A 17,847-nucleotide genomic window follows, 5' to 3' on the forward strand; every position below is an offset into this window, starting at 1 on the left:
ATAACCCAATAACTGAGTAACTCAATAACCATATAAGGAAAACAACAACCAATTTTCATATTTTAGTCGGGCCATGAAAATTACACCCAAAACCTATCAAGCATTTCAAGAAACGTTAAGTTTAAATCAACCTCCTCAAGATTGGCCCGAAGCTCTTAGCGCTTTGTGGCACGATGCCAAGGGGGATTGGGAGGCTTCCCACGATATTGCGCAGGACATCCACACTGACATGGGCAGTTGGATTCACGCTTATCTTCACCGCAAAGAAGGGGATAAATGGAATGCGGGCTATTGGTACCGACAGGCTGGCAAACCTTTCCCGGACTATTCATTTGGGGAAGAATTAAAAGCATTGGTTGAAGCCAACCTATAAAAAAATGCCGGTCAAGCCGGCATTTCTGTTATATGGATAGCGATTACTATTGTCTAAAAACCTTAACCACTTCACTGGAATTATCGTCATAGATTAATTGAAGGAAATACAAACCAGATTTTCCTTTAAATCCTGATAAATCCAATAAGGCTTGTTCATTACCGTCAATTTTCCCTTTAGGAACTTTGTATTTATAACCTGCGGCATCGGTTAAAACGGCATTTTTAATGGAACGCCCCTCTAAAAGAGTTATGTTCACACTACTTGAGAATGGATTGGGATATAGCGCCAACACATTTTCAGTAATGGCTGATGGGTCATCACCATCATCTGAACCGGCATTAGGACTTTCGTGGATTTCACGATTGACTTTTCCATTCCAGCCTATATCGTCAAAGATGGAAAGTACAATGGGACCAGGGTTATCAAAAGAAACACCTGTGGACAAAAATGGAACCATAAGACCATTGGTGCCTCCTGCATATGTAACAAAATCCAAATGTGAATAACTGGAACCCGGTAGCCAAACATCGGTCAATCCCGGAATGGGACCAAAAATATCAGAATCTAAAGTGGTAAAAATTTGTGCTCCTTTTCCTTTTGTTGTTCCCTTGATGCGCGGGCCTTTTGCTGTTAAGGGTCCGGAAAGCAACAAGTCACCCAATTCTGTGGTAAAGTTTCCATACTTGTTTTCTTTTAGAATGGACTTTCCGTCCGCAGAGTAGGCCAATCGGTCATAAATGGCAGGAAATACTGGACTTGGTATTCCAAAACCGTAGTCTCCCACACCAGATTCATTGTCTACGAACAAAGAGCCAAAAAAGCCCAATCCGTGACCGAGCTCGTGCAGCACAACAGACTTAAAATCATAAAAACCTGAAGGGGTATTGCCATCTGTGCCGTAGTACCAGTTTGGAAAAACGGTGCTAAAATTGGCAACAATATCATAGGAGGTAGGGTTCAAGTCCTCTCCAGTTAACTTATCAGCAAGGGCATCTCCGTACCACGTGTTGCGCTCCAATCCAGGGGCGTTGGCAAAAATACTGGTTGGTCCGGCGGAACCTAGAACCCCTTCATCCAGGGGTTGAAAAACAGCAGCCACGTAAATTGGAACATCAGAGGACAAAAGACTGGCCCAAGTATCCACTGCTGACTGAAAAGCCGTGGCAGCCGTGATAAAATCTTCCACAGGAAGATTAGGGTCAGCGTTGTAATAGTCTACAAAAATAGTGGCGCCAGTTGCAGCTTTTTTGGAATTGGAAGCCGATTTCTGGCTACCATTTATCAAAAGTGCATTTTTTGATTTTCCCATGTTGTGGTGGACCGATGCTGCGGCATCGTTAGCGTGGATTTCACAATAAATATCACCATTACTGTTTACCGTCAATTGACTAATGGGTGCTGGTAAAGCTTCATTGTACTGTCCAAAACTTACAGAGACAATAAGAACGAAGCAAAAAGTAAGGAAAGAAGTTAATGGTTTGGGGTGTCGGGTAGAAATCTTTTCTTTCATATAGGTGGGGTTAAAAAGTTTAGTACCTTATAAAAATGTTAAAAAAATCATAGAAATAAAAATATAGGTTAACATATTTTAACAAAATTCGATGAGTTACCAAATTTCTTATGGGTTGAACTTCAATGCTATGACAAATGCAGTTCCCCATCGTCATCGATGATGTACTCGTAGTAGAACCATTTCTTTTTATCGGACTGCTCCTCAAATTTAAAAGCGGTGATCAATCGCTCGCCATCCGTTTTTAAATATACGGCACCATACACATCCACATTGGTGCGACCTAAATGAGAAATCTTGTCTTTTATGGCCTTAATCATTTCTTCAGAAGGTTCTTCAGCTGCAGCGAGTTCATCCACGTTCTTTTTCAATTCCTCAACTTGTTTTTCGTCTTCAAACTCCCGGGTGGAGCGTTGCAGTTCCGTGGAAAGAATCACAGGGGAAGCACCTCTGCCAAACTTGCCCAATCGACCTAAAAGGTCGGGGCGTGGATGTACATGTCCTTCCTGGTCACCCGAAGAAATTACAAAGCATGCTGGGTTGACGGCCATCATAAATTCGTCCGTAACCTTGTCCGAACCGTGGTGGCACACCTTCATGATTTCAGACTTGAACCAATGGGCACACTCGGTCAACATTTTGGCATGATTTGGATTCGTAGGTCGTGGGAAAGAGTCCAGTTTGGAATAGTGTTGCAGCAGATATTTTTCCGCGGGAACATTAAGGTCTCCACCAAAAAGCACCTTGTATTTGCCGTAATGAAGCCGTAAAATCACAGAATGCCCGTTCTTGGTCTCACCATAATTGCTACTGATGCGTTTGAGCCTCGGTTTGTTATTGGTGTCGTATTCCACTACAGGGCCAAGTACTTCTATGCTGTAATCTCGCCCAGCAACAGGTTCAAAATTAGGCATATATGCTCTTCCGTTTTTATGCACGCTGTGATTGGGGTCAATGGAAAGCATTTTAAAATCGAGCACTTTGGGATTGTTCAGTGCGTTGTGCATAATAGGTGGGAACATTTTTCTTCCAAAAGTGGTACTGTCACTAAAATGGGCTTCAATATCGCTTTTGTCAATGGCCAAATTTTCCATGTAGTGATCACCGGTGATGGGGTCCTGCACAGTACCTCCCAGTTTTTCAAAAGTCCCGCTAACGGGACGCTCTACAAGACCGTTTTGGTACACCGTTTTAAAGCCAATGTCGTGGTTGGCAAAAATATCCTTGAAACCTAGGTAATGGTCCTTGTCTGGATGGGTAATCACCGCTGCTTCAAAATCGAAGCCACGGTAGGCTTTGAACCGCCCGTTGAGAAATGCTGCCATGTTGCCGCCTTCACCAGCATCAATCACAATGATTTTTTCGTTTTCGTCATCTTCCGGGGTGATGAGAACGGCTCCGTCCCCTTGGCCTACGTCCAAAAAAATGATTTCTAAAGGCATCTTGTCGGAAGTATGCTCAGTTTTAATGTAGTAAATCTCCCTTTTGGTCTTAGGTGCCCAGATAATAGCCGTCCAGCCCGGTCCAACATGAGTATAATCGTGATTGTCATCTACTTTTAACCAATCGCCCCAAAGCACCTGTTTTGCTTTTTTCAGTTCCTGATCATTCTCATCATACTTGTATAGGTAGACTAACTCTCCGTCCGTGCCCAGGTTGACATAGGTTTGGCTCATGGCGATGGTTTTATATCCCTTTTTCTTCTAGGGACGATTATAGAATCCGAAAAAAAGCATGGGGGAATTTGGTGGAGAGAACCAACTCGAATATACGAAATTTCTGACTTGGTTCAACATGAGTGATGTAAAGGAAATGTTATGGGTTTTATTTGAAATTTCAAATCCCAAATTTCAAAAACAAGTTCAAGTTCAAAAGGCAAGACGAAAGAACCAAGACACAAAACAGTAGCTCAATAACTCAATTCCAAGAATCAAGAGCGAGTCTCAAGTGCAGAGTTCGGAGTTCAGAGTGGAGCAACAAATAACCGAATAACTCAATAACCAAATCAACAAAACCCCAAACCCCAAACTTCAAACTCCAAACACCGACTTCCGACTTCTGACTTCTGACTTCTGGCTTCAAACCAAAATCCATCAACCCAAACGGCCCATTCGTCAATTACCTGCCCAAATAGTTCTTAACTAATGGCAACTTGCAGGCTTTACCTTATAAATTTTAAAAGCATGATACAAAAAAATTTAATGATTCTCGCACTATTTTTTTTGAGTATACTAAATTCCTGTAGTAAGGAAGATGGTCCCTCAACCCCTCCTAACACGGCCCCTGTAATGGAAGCTCGCGTTTTTAATGTCTCCACGAATATTAGCGACACCTATGTAATTGGAACGATTACCGCTACCGATGCGGATAAGGATGATCTCTTACTCTTTTATCTTGACAAGAATAGTTACGACTTATTTGAAATTACCAGGCAGGGAGAACTGAGCTTGGCCCCTGGCAAAAAGTTAGTTTCTGGTAAATACTCACCACATGACTTAAAAGTCATTGTTCATGATGGCTCCATTGGTGTGAATGCCGATGTCACTATCAATGTCACGGAATAAATAACTTTAAAGTCACGAAGTACAGAAGAAGCTTCAACCTTATAGAAGATACTTGTTGTGGTCACTGCAGAATTAATTATCAGATTGATTATGCACTTACAATATATTAATTCGTTGGAGATTTGGTGTTTTATGTAAAGAAAGACATTCGTAAAATTTTATTCGGGTAGGGCTATGCCACTAAGAGAATTTTTCCTCTAAATGTTGTTTTCTCCCCTACAGAGAGGGGTTGGGTGCGCGTTTATCAAAAACAAATTCTAAAACCCTAAAAGCAAGCTCAAGTGTAAGAGGTAAGAATCAAGAGCCTAGACGAATGAGGAAAGACAAGAGAAAGTAACTCAATAGCTAAGTAACTGAACAACAAATCAACAAACACCAAATTCCAAGAATCAAGAGCAAGTCTCAAGTTCAGGGTTCAAAGTTCAGGGTTGAGCAACAAATAACCCAATAGCCAAATCAACGAATTCCAAATTCCAAGAATCAAGAGCAAGTCTCAAGCTCAGAGTTCAGCAACAAATAACTCAATAACCAAATCAACAAAACCCCAAACCCCAAACTCCAAACCCCGACTTCTGACTTCCGACTTCCGACTCATGACTCCCAACCCTTAAACAAAATCCATCAACCCAAACGGCCCATTCGTCAATTACCTGCCCAAATAGTTCTTAACTAATGGCAACTTGCGCGTTTAACCCTTAAATTTTAAATTATGATACAAAAAAAGTTGCTGGTCCTTGCACTATTCGTTTTGGGCCTCATGATTTCCTGTAGTAAGGACGATGGTCCTTCAACCCCTGTTGTGGAGACACCCACAATAGCAACAATTGCACCCAACTCCGGGCCCGTGGGAACGCCGTTCGTGATCACAGGGACGAACTTTAGCACTACACCTTCTAAGAACACTGTTAAAATTGGTGCCACCACCGCTATGGTAACCGCGGCTACGGTCACCACAATCACCACATCGGTGCCGCAAGGTGCCACAACGGGCAAGGTGAGTGTTACGGTAGATGGAAAAACAGGTTCGTCCACCGGAAATTTCACTGTGACGCCGCCAGTGCCTAACAATCAAGTCCCGGTGATTGCCAATGAGGATGCTTCATTTAATGTGGACGAGACCATAGCCGATGATTTTATTATTGGAACCATTGATGCCACGGATGCTGACCAAAACGATGTACTAACCTATGTGCTTACCGGAACCAATAGTGCGCTTTTTGAAATTTCCGCCACTGGTGATATAAGTTTGGCCTCTGGAGAGTTCCTTGATTTTGAGGCAACCACGGATTACACTTTGAGCGTTACTGTCTCTGACGGTAAGGGAGGTGTGGCCACAACGGATTTTACCATAAATGTTGTAGATGTAAATGAAGCTCCAAATCTAGAAAATTCCGCCCCTAAGTTCACCGTACCCGAGGATATCTCCGATGCCGATATCATTGGAACTGTGGTCGCCACAGACCCAGAAGGGGTCGATCTTGACTTTTCCATTTTAAAGGACGTTTCCTTTTTGTTTGAGATCAACGAGGCCGGGGAGCTGAGCCTGATAAAGAACAAGGCTCTAGATTTTGAGACCGCTACGGAGCATACCCTTACGGTTGAGGTAAGTGATGGAACAAATACGGTAGGTGTCGAAGTAACCGTTACCGTTACCGATGTGGACGAGGGCTTGGCCGATGACCCTGCCTCCTTTATTACCACATGGACCACCGAAAACGATAATGAGGATATTGGGATTGGTCTGGAGCTCAATCTTTCGGGAGAGTATGATTTTCAAATTGATTGGGGAGATGGCAACTTAGAGGATTATCCACAGATTGCAACGGTGAACCTAACGCATACCTATACGACCGCTGGAACCTATACGGTGGCCATTAAAGGCAGCTTCCCCGCCATTAAAATGAGTGTAGGAGGAAGTACACCCCTAAAATTGACGAGTATAGAACAGTGGGGCACCAATGTGTGGTTGAGCATGAACCGCGCCTTTTATGAGTGCCAAAATGTATTGGTCAATGCCACGGATATTCCCGATGTGTCCCAAGTGATCAATATGTCCAACATGTTTTACAACACGCTCAATATGAATAACCCTGACTTTAGCGAATGGAGCACAGGCAATGTCACCAATATGTCGCAGGCCTTTGAGAACAGTAGTTTTAATGGTTTGATTGACAATTGGAATACCAGCAACGTAACCAATATGAGCAGCATGTTCAAAGGGGCCATCCTGTTCAACAAGAATCTGCCCTGGGACGTTAGCAACGTGACCAATTTTTCTGCCATGTTTGACGGCGCGACCGCCTTTAACAAAAGCCTTGGGGATTGGAACATAGTCTCTGTTACCAATATGGAAAACATGCTGGACAATTCTGGGCTTTCCACCGCAAATTATGATGCTACTTTGTTTGGATGGCGTGAGGTTATTTTAAGTGAAGGAACTCCGTTCGGCATTACTTTGGGAGCGCTAGGGCTCCTTTATTGTGATCCTGATAACCAAAGAACATTTTTGGATTTAGGTGCAAACTGGTCATTTATCGGGGACAGTTTAGATCCAGAATGTCCATAAAAACATTTGCATAATTAAGACCTTGTAGAAACCAATTCGATTGGGTTTCATAATTGGCACCGAGGGGGAGATTTTTTCCTCTCGGTGTTTTTTTTGCTCCCCTCTTGAGAGGGGCTGGGGGGTGTGTTATTTCAGAGAACAATTGACAATTTCAAATAATCCAAAAAATAAGCTCAAGTGCAAGAATCAAGAGTCAAGAATCTAGAACCTAGACAAAAGACAAAAGACAAAAGACAAAAGACAAAAGACAAAAGAAAGTAACTCAATAACAAACCACCAAATTCCAAAAATACATGTCAAGGGATAAGTGAGATTTCTCACATACCTGCCCGTCCGGCAGGCTGGCGTTCGCAATGACATATACAGGTAAACAGTCATTTCGACATGAGATGCAAAGCATCGATTGAGAAATCCAATGCCTGAAATTCAAGAATCAAGCTTAGGTGCAAATCCAAATTATTAGAAACAAGACGAAAGAGCAAATAGATAAGACATTAGCTCAATAACTGAGTAACCTAATAACCCAATAAGAATTCGTGTAAATAGTGTCAAGATAGAGATTCTTCATTCACTTCGTTCATTCAGAATGAGAAATTCCAATTGACAATCACCAGTGACCGAGTAACTGAATAACCAAATAACTCAGTAACTCAATTCCAAGAATCAATAACAACTACCAAGTTCAGAGCGGAGCAACAAATAACCGAATAACCGATTCAACAAATCCCAAATACCAAACTCCAAAAACCAAGTTCAAGTGCAAGAGCAAGTCTCAAGTGCAGAGTTCGGAGTTCAGAGTGGAGCAACAAATAACTGAATAACCGAATCAACAAATTCCAAACACCGACTCCTAACTCATAACTCCCAACCCTAAACAAAATCTATCAACCCAAAAGCATCATCTGTCAATTGCCTGCCCAAAAAGTTCTAGTTGAATAGCAACTTGCAGCCTTAACCTATTAATACTTTGAGTTATGAGATTTAAGAAATTATTGGTCTTGGCATTGTTTGTTCTAGGCTTTATGATTTCCTGTAGCAAGGAAGATAACGGATTGAATAAAGGTGCCCCAGAGATTGAAAACCAAACATTTACCTCCCCTGAGGCCATTACACATACCGATGTTATCGGAACCATTACGGCAACCGACCCAAATGGCGATGCCCTCAAATTTAAATTGGGTACAGATCCATCGGGACTATTTGAAGTGTCAGAAAGTGGTCAAATAAGTCTAAAAGAATGGCAAAATTTGAATTATGAGGTCAGCAAAGAGCATAGTTTTAATGTAACAGCCACTGATGGGAGTGGAGTTTATTATGGAATTATCACCGTTGTAGTTACCGATTCGGAAAATGAAGCTCCGATAATGATTAAACAAACGTTTCGGCCTCTTGAGGATATAATGGATACTGATATAATAGGAGTTGTTGCAATTACAGACGTTGACCCAATTACTATTAGTTTACTGAATAATGATAATGATCTTTTTGAAATCAATCAGACTGGCGAAGTTAAATTGGCACAAGGGAAAAGCCTGGATTATGAAAGGAGAACTGAACATAAGATTGAAATAGGTGTAACGGATGGTGTTTATAAAGTGGCAAAAGAAATGATCATTGCGGTTAAAGATTTATGGGAGCCCGGCGACTTGATATTGGACTGGGAAAGTTTTACCACAACATGGGCAACTGAAAGTGATTTTGAAAAAGTGGTTATAACATTGGACCAGAAACTTAAATATGACTTTAGAATAGACTGGGGAGATGGTACTTTAGAGACCATAACTGAAAGTCAAGATCTCGAGCATATTTATGCAAAAGCCGGCACCTATGTCGTTTCAATGAAAGGCCAAATACCAAGTCTTAAAGTATTATCCTCAACCTCATTATTGAACATAGATCAATGGGGAACCAACCCTTGGTTAGCGGTAAGTTTCAACGACTGTCCTAATTTGGCATCTACCGCAGTTGACAAGCCAAACTTGTCCCAAACGGAAAGTACGGCCAGAATGTTTTACAATTGCCCTCAATTTAATGGGGATGTCAGTAAGTGGGATGTGTCCAACGTAACCAATATGGAAGCGATGTTCTACAATGCTACAGCTTTTGACCAAAATCTTGGCGATTGGAATATTGGAGAAGTAACAAATATAAAAGACCTCCTTTCTCAAACGGGGCTCTCCGAGGCCAATTATGAAGCTACCCTAATAGGCTGGTCCAATCTGGCGGATGAATTGGAAGACAAAATTGATGGTTTAGATTTTGGAGATGTTTCAGGGTTGACCTATTGCAATGAAGAGGCCATTAGCGCTAGGGAGAACTTAATAAGCAATCATGGTTGGACAATAACAGGTGACACGCAACAATGTGAATAAACAAAACCAATAAAATCAAACCTAAAACAAGCGATAAGAGCCTTGGAGCATATTGCCCAAGGCTCTTCTGTTTTATATGGTAAAGAAGTTAAAAGAACTAAACCAAAATACTCACTCCACTCGCCGAAGCATTCTTGTCATTGTCAAAATAGAAATCAATGCGGCCCAAGTTGAGGCCATAGCAACCCACCTGGTTCACCAACACCGAATCTCCATTTTTGTTGATGCGCACATCGGGTCGCTCCAAAAAGGTATGTGTGTGCCCACCAATGATTAGATTGGTATGGTAGGTTCGTTGCGCCAATTGCACATCTGAAGGTCGTTCTGGATTTTCATAACTGTAGCCCAAATGCGATAGACAGATGACCAAATCGCACTGTTCTCCCTCTTTTAGTTGGCGTTCCATGTCCAAAGCAATCTCAAAAGGATTCAAATATTGGGTTTCTTTGTACAATCGTTTAGTGACCAAGCCATCAAAGGCAATGCCAAGACCATAGACCCCAATTTTTATACCATCCACCAAATAGAGTTTGTAAGGTTTTACAAGCCCCTCCATAACCGTGTTGGAAAAATCGTAGTTGGCAGAAATCATGTCAAAAGTGGCATGGGGCATTTGCGCTAGGAGCCCATCAATTCCATTATCAAAATCGTGATTGCCAATGGTGGAAGCATCGTAGTTGAGCTTACTCATCAATTTAAACTCCAGTTCTCCACCATAAAAATTGAAGTAGGGGGTGCCCTGAAAAATATCCCCGGCGTCAAAAAGCAGTGTATTTGGATTCTCATTTCTGATTTGCTCCACCAACTGTGCCCTTCGAGCAATTCCTCCCAAATTGGGGTATCGTGAATGAGAGGATGGAAACGGGTCAATATGGCTGTGCACATCATTAGTGTGCAAAATTGTTAACTTTTTTGCCCCCGAACCTGAGCAGGAATTAAGGCTGAGTCCGCCCAAACCAACCAATGTGGAGGCGGCAGCCGTATGTGTTATAAAATCCCTTCGTTTCATCTAATTAATTTGAATAAAGCGGTCATCCACCGATGCTTTCAACGTGTCGGTTTTTTTAAAATAGTCGATAATGGCATTTCGTATGAGATAATCAATATGCGTTGTGGAGACCGTGTCCTTAAAAAAACCAATGCTGGGGCCACCCTGTACCAGATAATCCGATGTTCCCACAAAATAGTTTCTATTCTCATCAAATGGTTCCCCTTGAATGTCCACAGACTCCAAAGAACCATTTTTATCCAATACAATCTGCATTCCTGCAAAGGGATGAACCCGGTCCGAACCCATCAAAAAGGCTATGAGTTCCCTAACGGCAGATCCACTCATTTCCACAACGGTGATGTAATTTTCGAACGGCATTACCTCATACGCGTTTCGGGCAGTGACATTTCCTGAAGAAATAATGGAACGGACCCCACCGTAGTTGAGCACCACAAAATCCAAATCGTTCCCCGTTCGGGATGTAAAGATGGGTGCAGCTTCACTCAGTACAATATCTGCCATAAGGTTTCCCATTGAGGTATTGTGCTCACCATCATCCAACAAAAAGGGTTTCGGGGCATAGGCCAAAGTGCTATCCAATACCTGATTTATGCGATTTCGGTAGGGTTCAACAAAATGGACAATGGAGTCAACTTCTTCAAGCGAAGCATCAATGGAAACTTGTTTTCCATCAATTTTGGAAAGTGTCCCGGTTTCCTGTTTACAGGAGAATAAAAAACAAAGCGTTGTAAATACAACAAATTGTTTGAATTTTAAACCAATCACGTGCGTATCTTTGTTAAGTATCTTGGTAGAATATTTACCTTTGTAAAAATGCATAAAAATATGTTTATAAAGGGGCTCCAAGATAAATTTAAGGTTAAATCAGGGCTTAAATATTTAAAGGAGGAAATGGAAAAACCCTCTTCGCCCATTGCCCGGGAAAAGGGAATTACCAGCGTTGGCTGCATTGTTGATGTGGATAATTTTCAGAATGCGGAGGCCTTTTATGATTTGATTGATGAGTTTTCCTTGAGACCCAACGCCATTAAAATCATTGGGTATAAAAGGGAGTACGATAAAAACTCACCCTATGCCATCCAGATTTTTTCTGATAAGGATTTAGGTTGGAAGGGGCAGATAGAGAACGGCTATGTACTAGAGTTTTTAGGACGGGAATACGACATGTTGGTCAATTATTATGAAGAGGACAATTTAATGATGAAATTATTGTCGGTTAAAACCCCAGCCAGGCTAAAAGTCGGTTTGGGTGCACAAGACCCAAAGGTGAACGATTTAATCTTAAATACTAATATGAAGGATTTTACACTCTTTAAGAGTGAATTGAAAAAGTATTTAAAGGTTTTAAAAGAATTGTGATGGAAAAATTGATAGGTACAGGTGTTGCGTTGATAACCCCTTTCGATGAAGATTTTTCAGTGGATGTGGAGGCATTGATTCAAGTTGTGGAGCACAACATTCAAGGAGGGGTAGATTATTTAGTGGTATTGGGTACCACTGCGGAATCAGCAACTCTTACCAAAATGGAAAAGCAATTGGTTGTGGATACCGTGATCAAGACCAATGCCGGACGTTTACCTTTGGTGTTGGGCGTTGGTGGCAATAATACAATGGCCGTTGTTGACGAATTGCAAACGTTGGAATTGTCTGAGTTCGATGCGGTCCTATCTGTATGCCCCTATTACAATAAACCTACTCAAGAAGGTATCTATCAGCATTTTAAAGCAATTGCCAAAGCTTCGCCAAAACCTATTATTCTCTACAATGTACCTTCCAGAACTGGAGTGAACATGTTGCCAGAAACTACCTTACGACTTGCACACGAGGTGCCCAATATTGTGGCAATCAAGGAAGCCTGTGGGGATATGGTACAAATCGATAAAATCATAAAGGAAAAACCAGAACATTTTATGGTGATTTCTGGAGATGACTTCACTGCACTACCTACAGTTTTGGCCGGTGGGGCAGGGGTAATTTCCGTTTTGGGGCAAGGATTGCCTTCCCAATTCTCTAAAATGATGAATTTGGGACTTCAGGAAAGTTCAGATGAAGCTTATAAAATCCATCACCAACTGTTGCCGTTGATGCAATTGATTTTCGAAGAAGGCAACCCAGCTGGAATTAAGAGTGTCTTTGAAAGTCTGGGACTCTCCAAAGCTGTAGTGCGTCTGCCTTTGCTGGAAGCTACACCATCTTTGAAAAACAGAATTGGTAATTTATTGAGGGCCTTGGATACGGCACACGCCTAAATTTCGTTAAAAGTTGCCCAAAACCTTGGGCAGTTGGTTTTGCACCCGTTACTTTTGGATGGTAAAATGTTTTTTTAAATCCGTTCATTATCACTAATTTTGCAAAATGTTTTTGAAAATGAGGTCAATACTCCCTTTATTAGCTGTATTTTTTGTCCTAATGTCCTGTAGTGAGTACCAAAAAGTACTTAAGACCGAAGACATTAAGCCTAAATATGATATGGCTGAGAAGTTCTATGAAGAAGGTGATTACAAAAGGGCCAAACGTTTGTATGAACAGATTGCTCCTAAGTATGTAGGGAAACCTCAAGGGGAAAGGGTGATGTTCTTTTTTGCGGATTGTTATTTTAAAACAGGGGATTATTATCTGGCAGGATATCAGTTCGAACGATTCATTAAGTCATATCCACGTAGTGATAAAATTCAGGAAGCCGGTTTTTTGGGGGCAAAAAGTTATTATGAACTTTCGCCGCGTTATTCTTTAGATCAGACGGATACGGATAAGGCTTTGGCAAAATTGCAAACCTTCATAAACACCTATCCAGAGTCGGAATATTTTGAAGAAGCCAATACCATGGCCAAGGAATTGACCACAAAGAAGGAAAAGAAGCAATTGGAGATTGCCAAACAGTTCAACAAATTAGGGAAGTTCAATTACCCCATTTTGATTTCGGCAATCACCGCTTTGGATAACTTTATCACGGACAATCCTGGTTCTGTTTATAGAGAAGAGGCCTATTACTATAAGATAGAGGCCACTACAACCTTGGCACTGAACAGTACGGAAAATAGAAGACAAGAACGCCTGGAAGAAGCGCTTGATTCGTATAACACACTATTGCGTTACTTCCCAGAGTCACAATTTAAGAAAGAGGCGGACGATTTGCACGACAAAATTCAAAAAGAATTGAGTGCGTACAACACCGTTGCCAGCACCACTAAATAAAAGTTTTTTAAAACAACTGCATATGCAAGATTTGAAAAATACCAAGGCCTCAGTTTCCACGGTTACCGTAAACCGGAACGAGTTTGATGAAAAAACTGAAAATATCTACGAAGCCATTTCCATTGTGGCTAAACGTGGTATCCAAATCAACTCCGAAATAAAGAAGGAGCTGTTGGAAAAGTTGGAAGAGTTCGCCACGTACAGCGACAGTTTGGAAGAGGTCTTTGAGAACAAAGAGCAGATTGAGGTTTCCAAATTCTACGAAAAATTACCTAAACCCCATGCTTTGGCGGTTCAGGAATGGTTGGAAGATAAAATCTACTACAGGAACACAGAGAAAGACGCCTAAGAAATGCTCGGCGGTAAAAATATTTTTTTGGGAATCACCGGGGGAATCGCCGCCTACAAGACCACATTTCTGGTTAGGCTATTGATAAAAGCTGGTGCCCAGGTCAAGATTGTAATGACCCAGAGCGCCAGCTCTTTTGTATCCCCACTCACCCTGTCCACTTTGTCGAAGAACCCTGTTCTGTCTGATTTTGTCAACGAAGAGGATGGCAGTATCTCTTGGAACAACCATGTGGAACTTGGACTTTGGGCAGATGTAATGCTTATTGCCCCAGCTACCGCCAATACGCTGTCCAAAATGGCCAACGGCGTATGCGACAACCTGCTATTGGCCACGTATCTATCCGCAAAGTGCCCCGTTTATTTTGCTCCAGCGATGGATTTGGACATGTACCAACATCCATCTACCAAAGCTTCCATTGAAAAGTTGAAATCTTTCGGAAACAAAATGATCCCCGCTGAATCTGGGGAACTCGCCAGTGGATTACATGGCGAGGGACGAATGGCAGAACCTGAGAACATTCTGGAGTTTCTTCACGAAGATTTGGCTAAAGGACTGCCTTTGAGTGGTAAAAAGGTACTCATTACGGCTGGTCCCACCCAAGAAGCCATTGACCCGGTTCGATTTTTGGGGAACCGTTCTTCTGGAACGATGGGGTTTGAACTGGCCAAAAAAGCAGCTAATTTAGGAGCAAAAGTCGTTCTGGTCTCTGGCCCTACCTCATTGGATGTCAACCACAATTCCATTGAGTTGATTCGGGTGATATCTGCACAAGAGATGTATGAAGCTTGCCACAATCACTATAATCGTACAGACATTGCCATATGTGCGGCGGCAGTGGCGGATTATCGACCTAAAAATCCTGCCCAAGAAAAATTAAAAAAGAAGGATGGCGGCCTAAATATCGAATTGGAACGAAATCCGGATATTTTGCTCTCGTTGGGTGAGAAGAAAACCCATCAATTTTTGGTAGGATTTGCTTTGGAGACCGAAAACGAAGTGGAAAATGCCAAGGGCAAATTGCAACGTAAAAATCTAGATGCCATCGTTTTGAATTCCTTGAAAGATGACGGTGCCGGATTTGGGGGGACCACCAATAAAATTACCTTCATTGATAAGAATTTGAAGATAAAAACGTTTGGATTGAAGACGAAGCCTGAAGTGGCTTCCGACATTTGGGAAGAAATCATCTCCAAAATTCATGCGTAACACTCTATTGCTCATCCTTTTGTTTGTTTTCACTTTGGCAGTCCCCGCCCAAGAACTCAATTGTGTGGTTACGGTGAATTCGGACCAAGTGGGACAGACCAATCAGCAAATATTCAAGACCTTGGAGCGTTCGTTGAATGATTTTGTCAACAACAGCAAATGGACCAATAGGGTCTACAAGGAGAATGAACGCGTAAATGCCCGAATGTTCATCACCGTAACGTCCTACGAGTCAGATAGGTTCGAGGCCAACATCCAAATACAGTCTTCACGACCTGTTTTTAATACGTCGTATGAAAGTCCCGTATTCAACTACAAGGATGATGCCTTCAATTTTCAGTATCAAGAATTTCAACCGTTGGTGTACAATCCAAACTCGTTTGATTCTAACTTGGCAGGGGTCATTTCCTATTATGTGTACATTATTTTGGGCTTGGATGCAGACACATTTTCCTTGGAAGGTGGCGATGATCAGTACAGAAGGGCGCAGAACATTGTAACCCAAGCACAGGGGTCCAACTTTAGCGGTTGGAGCCAAGAAACCGGCGAACGCACCCGATTTGAGTTGGTGGATAACCTGTTGAGCAACTCATTCCGAGAGTACCGTATAGCTATGTACAACTATCATCGCAAAGGATTGGATGTTTTGGCGGACAACAACAGCACAGGAAAACAGGTCATTGCCGGGAGTCTTCGGTTGTTTGAAACCTTGATCAATCGCCGACCAAACGCCTTTTTGATTCAGACCTTTTTCGATGCCAAATCTGAAGAAATCCAGAATATCTTCTCTGATGGCCCTAAAGTGGACATTGTAAAACTTAAAGAAACCCTCAACAAGGTGGCTCCATTTTATTCCAGCACTTGGAATGAGATAAATTACTAGTGCAGTTTTCTAAAGAGATTTATCTTTACGGAGAAAATCTATAGAATTGCTAGCAAATCTTTCCATCCAAAACTATGCTTTAATTGATGACGTAAACGTTACGTTTTCCAATGGTTTTACCACAATTACTGGTGAAACTGGAGCGGGAAAGTCTATTCTTTTGGGCGGTCTTTCTTTGGTTTTGGGCAAGCGGGCAGATTTGACCTCCCTGAAAAATACGGAGCAGAAATGCGTCATTGAGGCGGAGTTTGATATTACCAAATACAACTTAAAACCTTTTTTTCAGGAGAATGATTTGGATTACGAGGACCGTACCATTTTGCGACGTGAAATTTTGCCTAGTGGAAAATCCCGAGCTTTTGTGAATGACACACCTGTAACGTTGGATGTGCTCAAAGCCCTGGGCGACCAATTGGTGGATGTACATTCCCAGCACCAGACACTCCGCCTTACCGAAAATGATTTTCAATTGAAAGTGGTGGATGCGTTGGCCAATAACTCAGAGCGTCTGAATACCTACAGAGCTTGTCTGAACCGTTACAGAAAAGCTTCAAAAGAGTTGCGGGAATTGGAAGATTTTCAGAACAATGCGGACAAGGAGCACGATTACAATAGCTTTTTGTTGAGGGAATTGGAAAATGCCAAGCTCAAGGAAGGGATGCAGGAGGAGTTGGAAGCGGAATATGAGCAGTTGAGCAATGTGGAGGAAATTATGGAGCAGTTGGCTGCTGGGCATCAGTTGTTGAATGATGAGCAGTTGGGCATTTTGGGTCGATTAGGTGAATTAAAACGTGCTTTTCAAGGTTTGACTGATTTTGGACCGGCATACGCTTCGTTGAATGAAAGAATTCAATCTGTTTTAATTGAAACTGACGATATCGCTTCAGAATTGGAGCAATTAAAGGATTCCGTTGAAGCCAACCCAGAACGATTGGAAGCTGTGAACGGTCAGTTACAGCAATTGTATGACCTTCAGAAAAAGCATCACGCAGCATCTGTTGGGGAACTAGTGGTGATTCGTGAGGAATTGTCCAAAAAGGTTGAGGCAGTCGCCAATATCGAGTCAAAAATCACTGAAAAGAGGGGAGAGGTAACCCAACTTGCTGATGAGACTGAAAACGTTGCTGAAAAAATTCGTGATGCCAGAAATTCGGTCATTCCCAAATTAAAAAGTATGCTTCAAGAGAGCTTGTATGCCTTGGGAATGCCTTCGGCCAGCTTTAAAATTGAGGTGAATCCGTCAGAAACGTTCAAACCTAATGGAAAAGATGATTTGGTATTCTTGTTTTCGGCCAATAAAGGTTCAGACTATGGCGAATTGAAAAAAGTGGCTTCAGGCGGGGAGCTTTCCCGTATCATGCTGACCATTAAATCTATTTTAGCAACCTATGAGCACTTGCCCACGATGATGTTCGATGAGATTGATACAGGGGTTTCCGGAGAGATTTCAAACCGCATGGGGGAAATCATGCAGCAAATGAGCCAAACCATGCAGGTGTTTTCTATCACCCATTTACCGCAAGTCGCTTCCAAAGGGCAACATCAATTTAAAGTGTTCAAGGAAGAAGGTGAGGAGGGCACAAGCACCCGAATGAAAGAACTCACCAACGACGAACGTGTGCAGGAACTGGCGGAAATGCTAGGGGGTAAATCCGTGTCAGAATCCGCGTTGGCCCATGCCCGGCAATTGTTGCAATGACACCTTCGTCATCCTGAACCTGTTTCAGGGTCTCATTCGAACAGAATAAAAGTATGCATGGGATGCTGAAACAATCCCGATGGCTATCGAGAAAGCAAGACTACAATCTATA

At 42.1% G+C, this 17,847-nt stretch carries 15 protein-coding genes; 11 read left to right on the top strand and 4 right to left on the bottom strand.

What is annotated here, in order from left to right:
- The first annotated feature begins 73 nt into the window (after positions 1 to 73).
- Positions 74 to 373 (top strand): hypothetical protein, encoded by a 300-nt coding sequence (locus tag ACFOWS_RS07505; RefSeq protein WP_379763312.1) that lies wholly within the window; start codon positions 74 to 76, stop codon positions 371 to 373.
- A 46-nt stretch (positions 374 to 419) separates the two neighbouring features.
- Here ACFOWS_RS07505 and ACFOWS_RS07510 read toward each other — a convergent pair whose 3' ends face one another.
- Both ACFOWS_RS07510 and ACFOWS_RS07515 read right to left on the bottom strand, forming a co-directional pair.
- Complete coding sequence (locus ACFOWS_RS07510) at positions 420 to 1,886, bottom strand: T9SS type A sorting domain-containing protein (RefSeq protein ID WP_379763314.1); 1,467 nt, start codon at positions 1,884 to 1,886, stop codon at positions 420 to 422.
- 128 nt (positions 1,887 to 2,014) lie between these two features.
- Positions 2,015 to 3,562 (bottom strand): ComEC/Rec2 family competence protein, encoded by a 1,548-nt coding sequence (locus ACFOWS_RS07515; protein ID WP_379763315.1) that lies wholly within the window; start codon positions 3,560 to 3,562, stop codon positions 2,015 to 2,017.
- A 507-nt stretch (positions 3,563 to 4,069) separates the two neighbouring features.
- Here ACFOWS_RS07515 and ACFOWS_RS07520 point away from each other — a divergent pair.
- From ACFOWS_RS07520 to ACFOWS_RS07530, 3 genes are all read left to right on the top strand, one after another.
- Positions 4,070 to 4,450, top strand: a complete 381-nt coding sequence (locus tag ACFOWS_RS07520) for a cadherin repeat domain-containing protein (protein ID WP_379763316.1) — start codon at positions 4,070 to 4,072, stop codon at positions 4,448 to 4,450.
- Between the two features lie 709 nt (positions 4,451 to 5,159).
- Positions 5,160 to 7,016 (top strand): BspA family leucine-rich repeat surface protein, encoded by a 1,857-nt coding sequence (locus tag ACFOWS_RS07525; RefSeq protein ID WP_379763317.1) that lies wholly within the window; start codon positions 5,160 to 5,162, stop codon positions 7,014 to 7,016.
- A gap of 974 nt (positions 7,017 to 7,990) precedes the next feature.
- The gene (locus ACFOWS_RS07530; RefSeq protein WP_379763318.1) at positions 7,991 to 9,388 is read left to right on the top strand and encodes a BspA family leucine-rich repeat surface protein; all 1,398 of its coding nucleotides are present in this window, start codon (positions 7,991 to 7,993) and stop codon (positions 9,386 to 9,388) included.
- Between the two features lie 97 nt (positions 9,389 to 9,485).
- On the opposite strand, the gene ACFOWS_RS07535 is transcribed toward ACFOWS_RS07530, so the two are convergent.
- Positions 9,486 to 10,397: a metallophosphatase gene (locus ACFOWS_RS07535; RefSeq protein ID WP_379763319.1), complete on the bottom strand. Its 912-nt coding sequence runs from the start codon at positions 10,395 to 10,397 to the stop codon at positions 9,486 to 9,488.
- Complete coding sequence (locus tag ACFOWS_RS07540; protein ID WP_379763320.1) at positions 10,398 to 11,219, bottom strand: 5'-nucleotidase C-terminal domain-containing protein; 822 nt, start codon at positions 11,217 to 11,219, stop codon at positions 10,398 to 10,400. It lies immediately after the preceding gene.
- Between ACFOWS_RS07540 and ACFOWS_RS07545 the strand changes: the two genes are divergently transcribed.
- The 7 genes from ACFOWS_RS07545 (at position 11,214) to recN (ending at position 17,735) form a co-directional block, all read left to right on the top strand.
- Positions 11,214 to 11,759, top strand: a complete 546-nt coding sequence (locus ACFOWS_RS07545) for a DUF6913 domain-containing protein (RefSeq protein WP_379763321.1) — start codon at positions 11,214 to 11,216, stop codon at positions 11,757 to 11,759. The genes ACFOWS_RS07540 and ACFOWS_RS07545 overlap by 6 nt on opposite strands.
- Positions 11,759 to 12,649, top strand: a complete 891-nt coding sequence (gene dapA / locus ACFOWS_RS07550) for a 4-hydroxy-tetrahydrodipicolinate synthase (RefSeq protein ID WP_379763322.1) — start codon at positions 11,759 to 11,761, stop codon at positions 12,647 to 12,649. Before ACFOWS_RS07545 ends, dapA begins: the two co-directional genes overlap by 1 nt.
- Before the next feature lie 106 nt (positions 12,650 to 12,755).
- Positions 12,756 to 13,595 (top strand): outer membrane protein assembly factor BamD, encoded by an 840-nt coding sequence (locus tag ACFOWS_RS07555; protein WP_379763323.1) that lies wholly within the window; start codon positions 12,756 to 12,758, stop codon positions 13,593 to 13,595.
- A gap of 22 nt (positions 13,596 to 13,617) precedes the next feature.
- Positions 13,618 to 13,944 carry a DNA-directed RNA polymerase subunit omega gene (locus ACFOWS_RS07560; protein WP_366589681.1) on the top strand — a complete coding sequence of 109 codons (327 nt, stop codon included), beginning with the start codon at positions 13,618 to 13,620 and terminating at the stop codon, positions 13,942 to 13,944.
- A gap of 3 nt (positions 13,945 to 13,947) precedes the next feature.
- Complete coding sequence (gene coaBC / locus ACFOWS_RS07565) at positions 13,948 to 15,153, top strand: bifunctional phosphopantothenoylcysteine decarboxylase/phosphopantothenate--cysteine ligase CoaBC (RefSeq protein ID WP_379763324.1); 1,206 nt, start codon at positions 13,948 to 13,950, stop codon at positions 15,151 to 15,153.
- Positions 15,146 to 16,036 (top strand): type IX secretion system protein PorD, encoded by an 891-nt coding sequence (gene porD, locus ACFOWS_RS07570; protein ID WP_379763326.1) that lies wholly within the window; start codon positions 15,146 to 15,148, stop codon positions 16,034 to 16,036. Before coaBC ends, porD begins: the two co-directional genes overlap by 8 nt.
- A 46-nt stretch (positions 16,037 to 16,082) precedes the next feature.
- On the top strand, positions 16,083 to 17,735 hold the full coding sequence (gene recN, locus ACFOWS_RS07575; protein ID WP_379763327.1) for a DNA repair protein RecN: 1,653 nt from the start codon (positions 16,083 to 16,085) through the stop codon (positions 17,733 to 17,735).
- Positions 17,736 to 17,847 lie beyond the last annotated feature (112 nt).

This window comes from Flagellimonas marina (genome assembly GCF_042651185.1).
Lineage (GTDB): Bacteria > Bacteroidota > Bacteroidia > Flavobacteriales > Flavobacteriaceae > Flagellimonas > Flagellimonas marina.

Bases quoted from the DNA above. Each gene is read 5' to 3' on its own strand.
- ACFOWS_RS07525 (WP_379763317.1), top strand. From the start codon at position 5,160: ATGATACAAAAAAAGTTGCTGGTCCTTGCACTATTCGTTTTGGGCCTC.
- porD (WP_379763326.1), top strand. From the start codon at position 15,146: ATGCGTAACACTCTATTGCTCATCCTTTTGTTTGTTTTCACTTTGGCA.
- ACFOWS_RS07535 (WP_379763319.1), bottom strand. From the start codon at position 10,397: ATGAAACGAAGGGATTTTATAACACATACGGCTGCCGCCTCCACATTG.
- ACFOWS_RS07505 (WP_379763312.1), top strand. From the start codon at position 74: ATGAAAATTACACCCAAAACCTATCAAGCATTTCAAGAAACGTTAAGT.
- dapA (WP_379763322.1), top strand. From the start codon at position 11,759: ATGGAAAAATTGATAGGTACAGGTGTTGCGTTGATAACCCCTTTCGAT.
- ACFOWS_RS07555 (WP_379763323.1), top strand. From the start codon at position 12,756: ATGTTTTTGAAAATGAGGTCAATACTCCCTTTATTAGCTGTATTTTTT.
- ACFOWS_RS07545 (WP_379763321.1), top strand. From the start codon at position 11,214: ATGCATAAAAATATGTTTATAAAGGGGCTCCAAGATAAATTTAAGGTT.
- ACFOWS_RS07530 (WP_379763318.1), top strand. From the start codon at position 7,991: ATGAGATTTAAGAAATTATTGGTCTTGGCATTGTTTGTTCTAGGCTTT.
- ACFOWS_RS07510 (WP_379763314.1), bottom strand. From the start codon at position 1,886: ATGAAAGAAAAGATTTCTACCCGACACCCCAAACCATTAACTTCTTTC.
- ACFOWS_RS07515 (WP_379763315.1), bottom strand. From the start codon at position 3,562: ATGAGCCAAACCTATGTCAACCTGGGCACGGACGGAGAGTTAGTCTAC.
- ACFOWS_RS07540 (WP_379763320.1), bottom strand. From the start codon at position 11,219: ATGCATTTTTACAAAGGTAAATATTCTACCAAGATACTTAACAAAGAT.
- ACFOWS_RS07560 (WP_366589681.1), top strand. From the start codon at position 13,618: ATGCAAGATTTGAAAAATACCAAGGCCTCAGTTTCCACGGTTACCGTA.
- ACFOWS_RS07520 (WP_379763316.1), top strand. From the start codon at position 4,070: ATGATACAAAAAAATTTAATGATTCTCGCACTATTTTTTTTGAGTATA.
- coaBC (WP_379763324.1), top strand. From the start codon at position 13,948: ATGCTCGGCGGTAAAAATATTTTTTTGGGAATCACCGGGGGAATCGCC.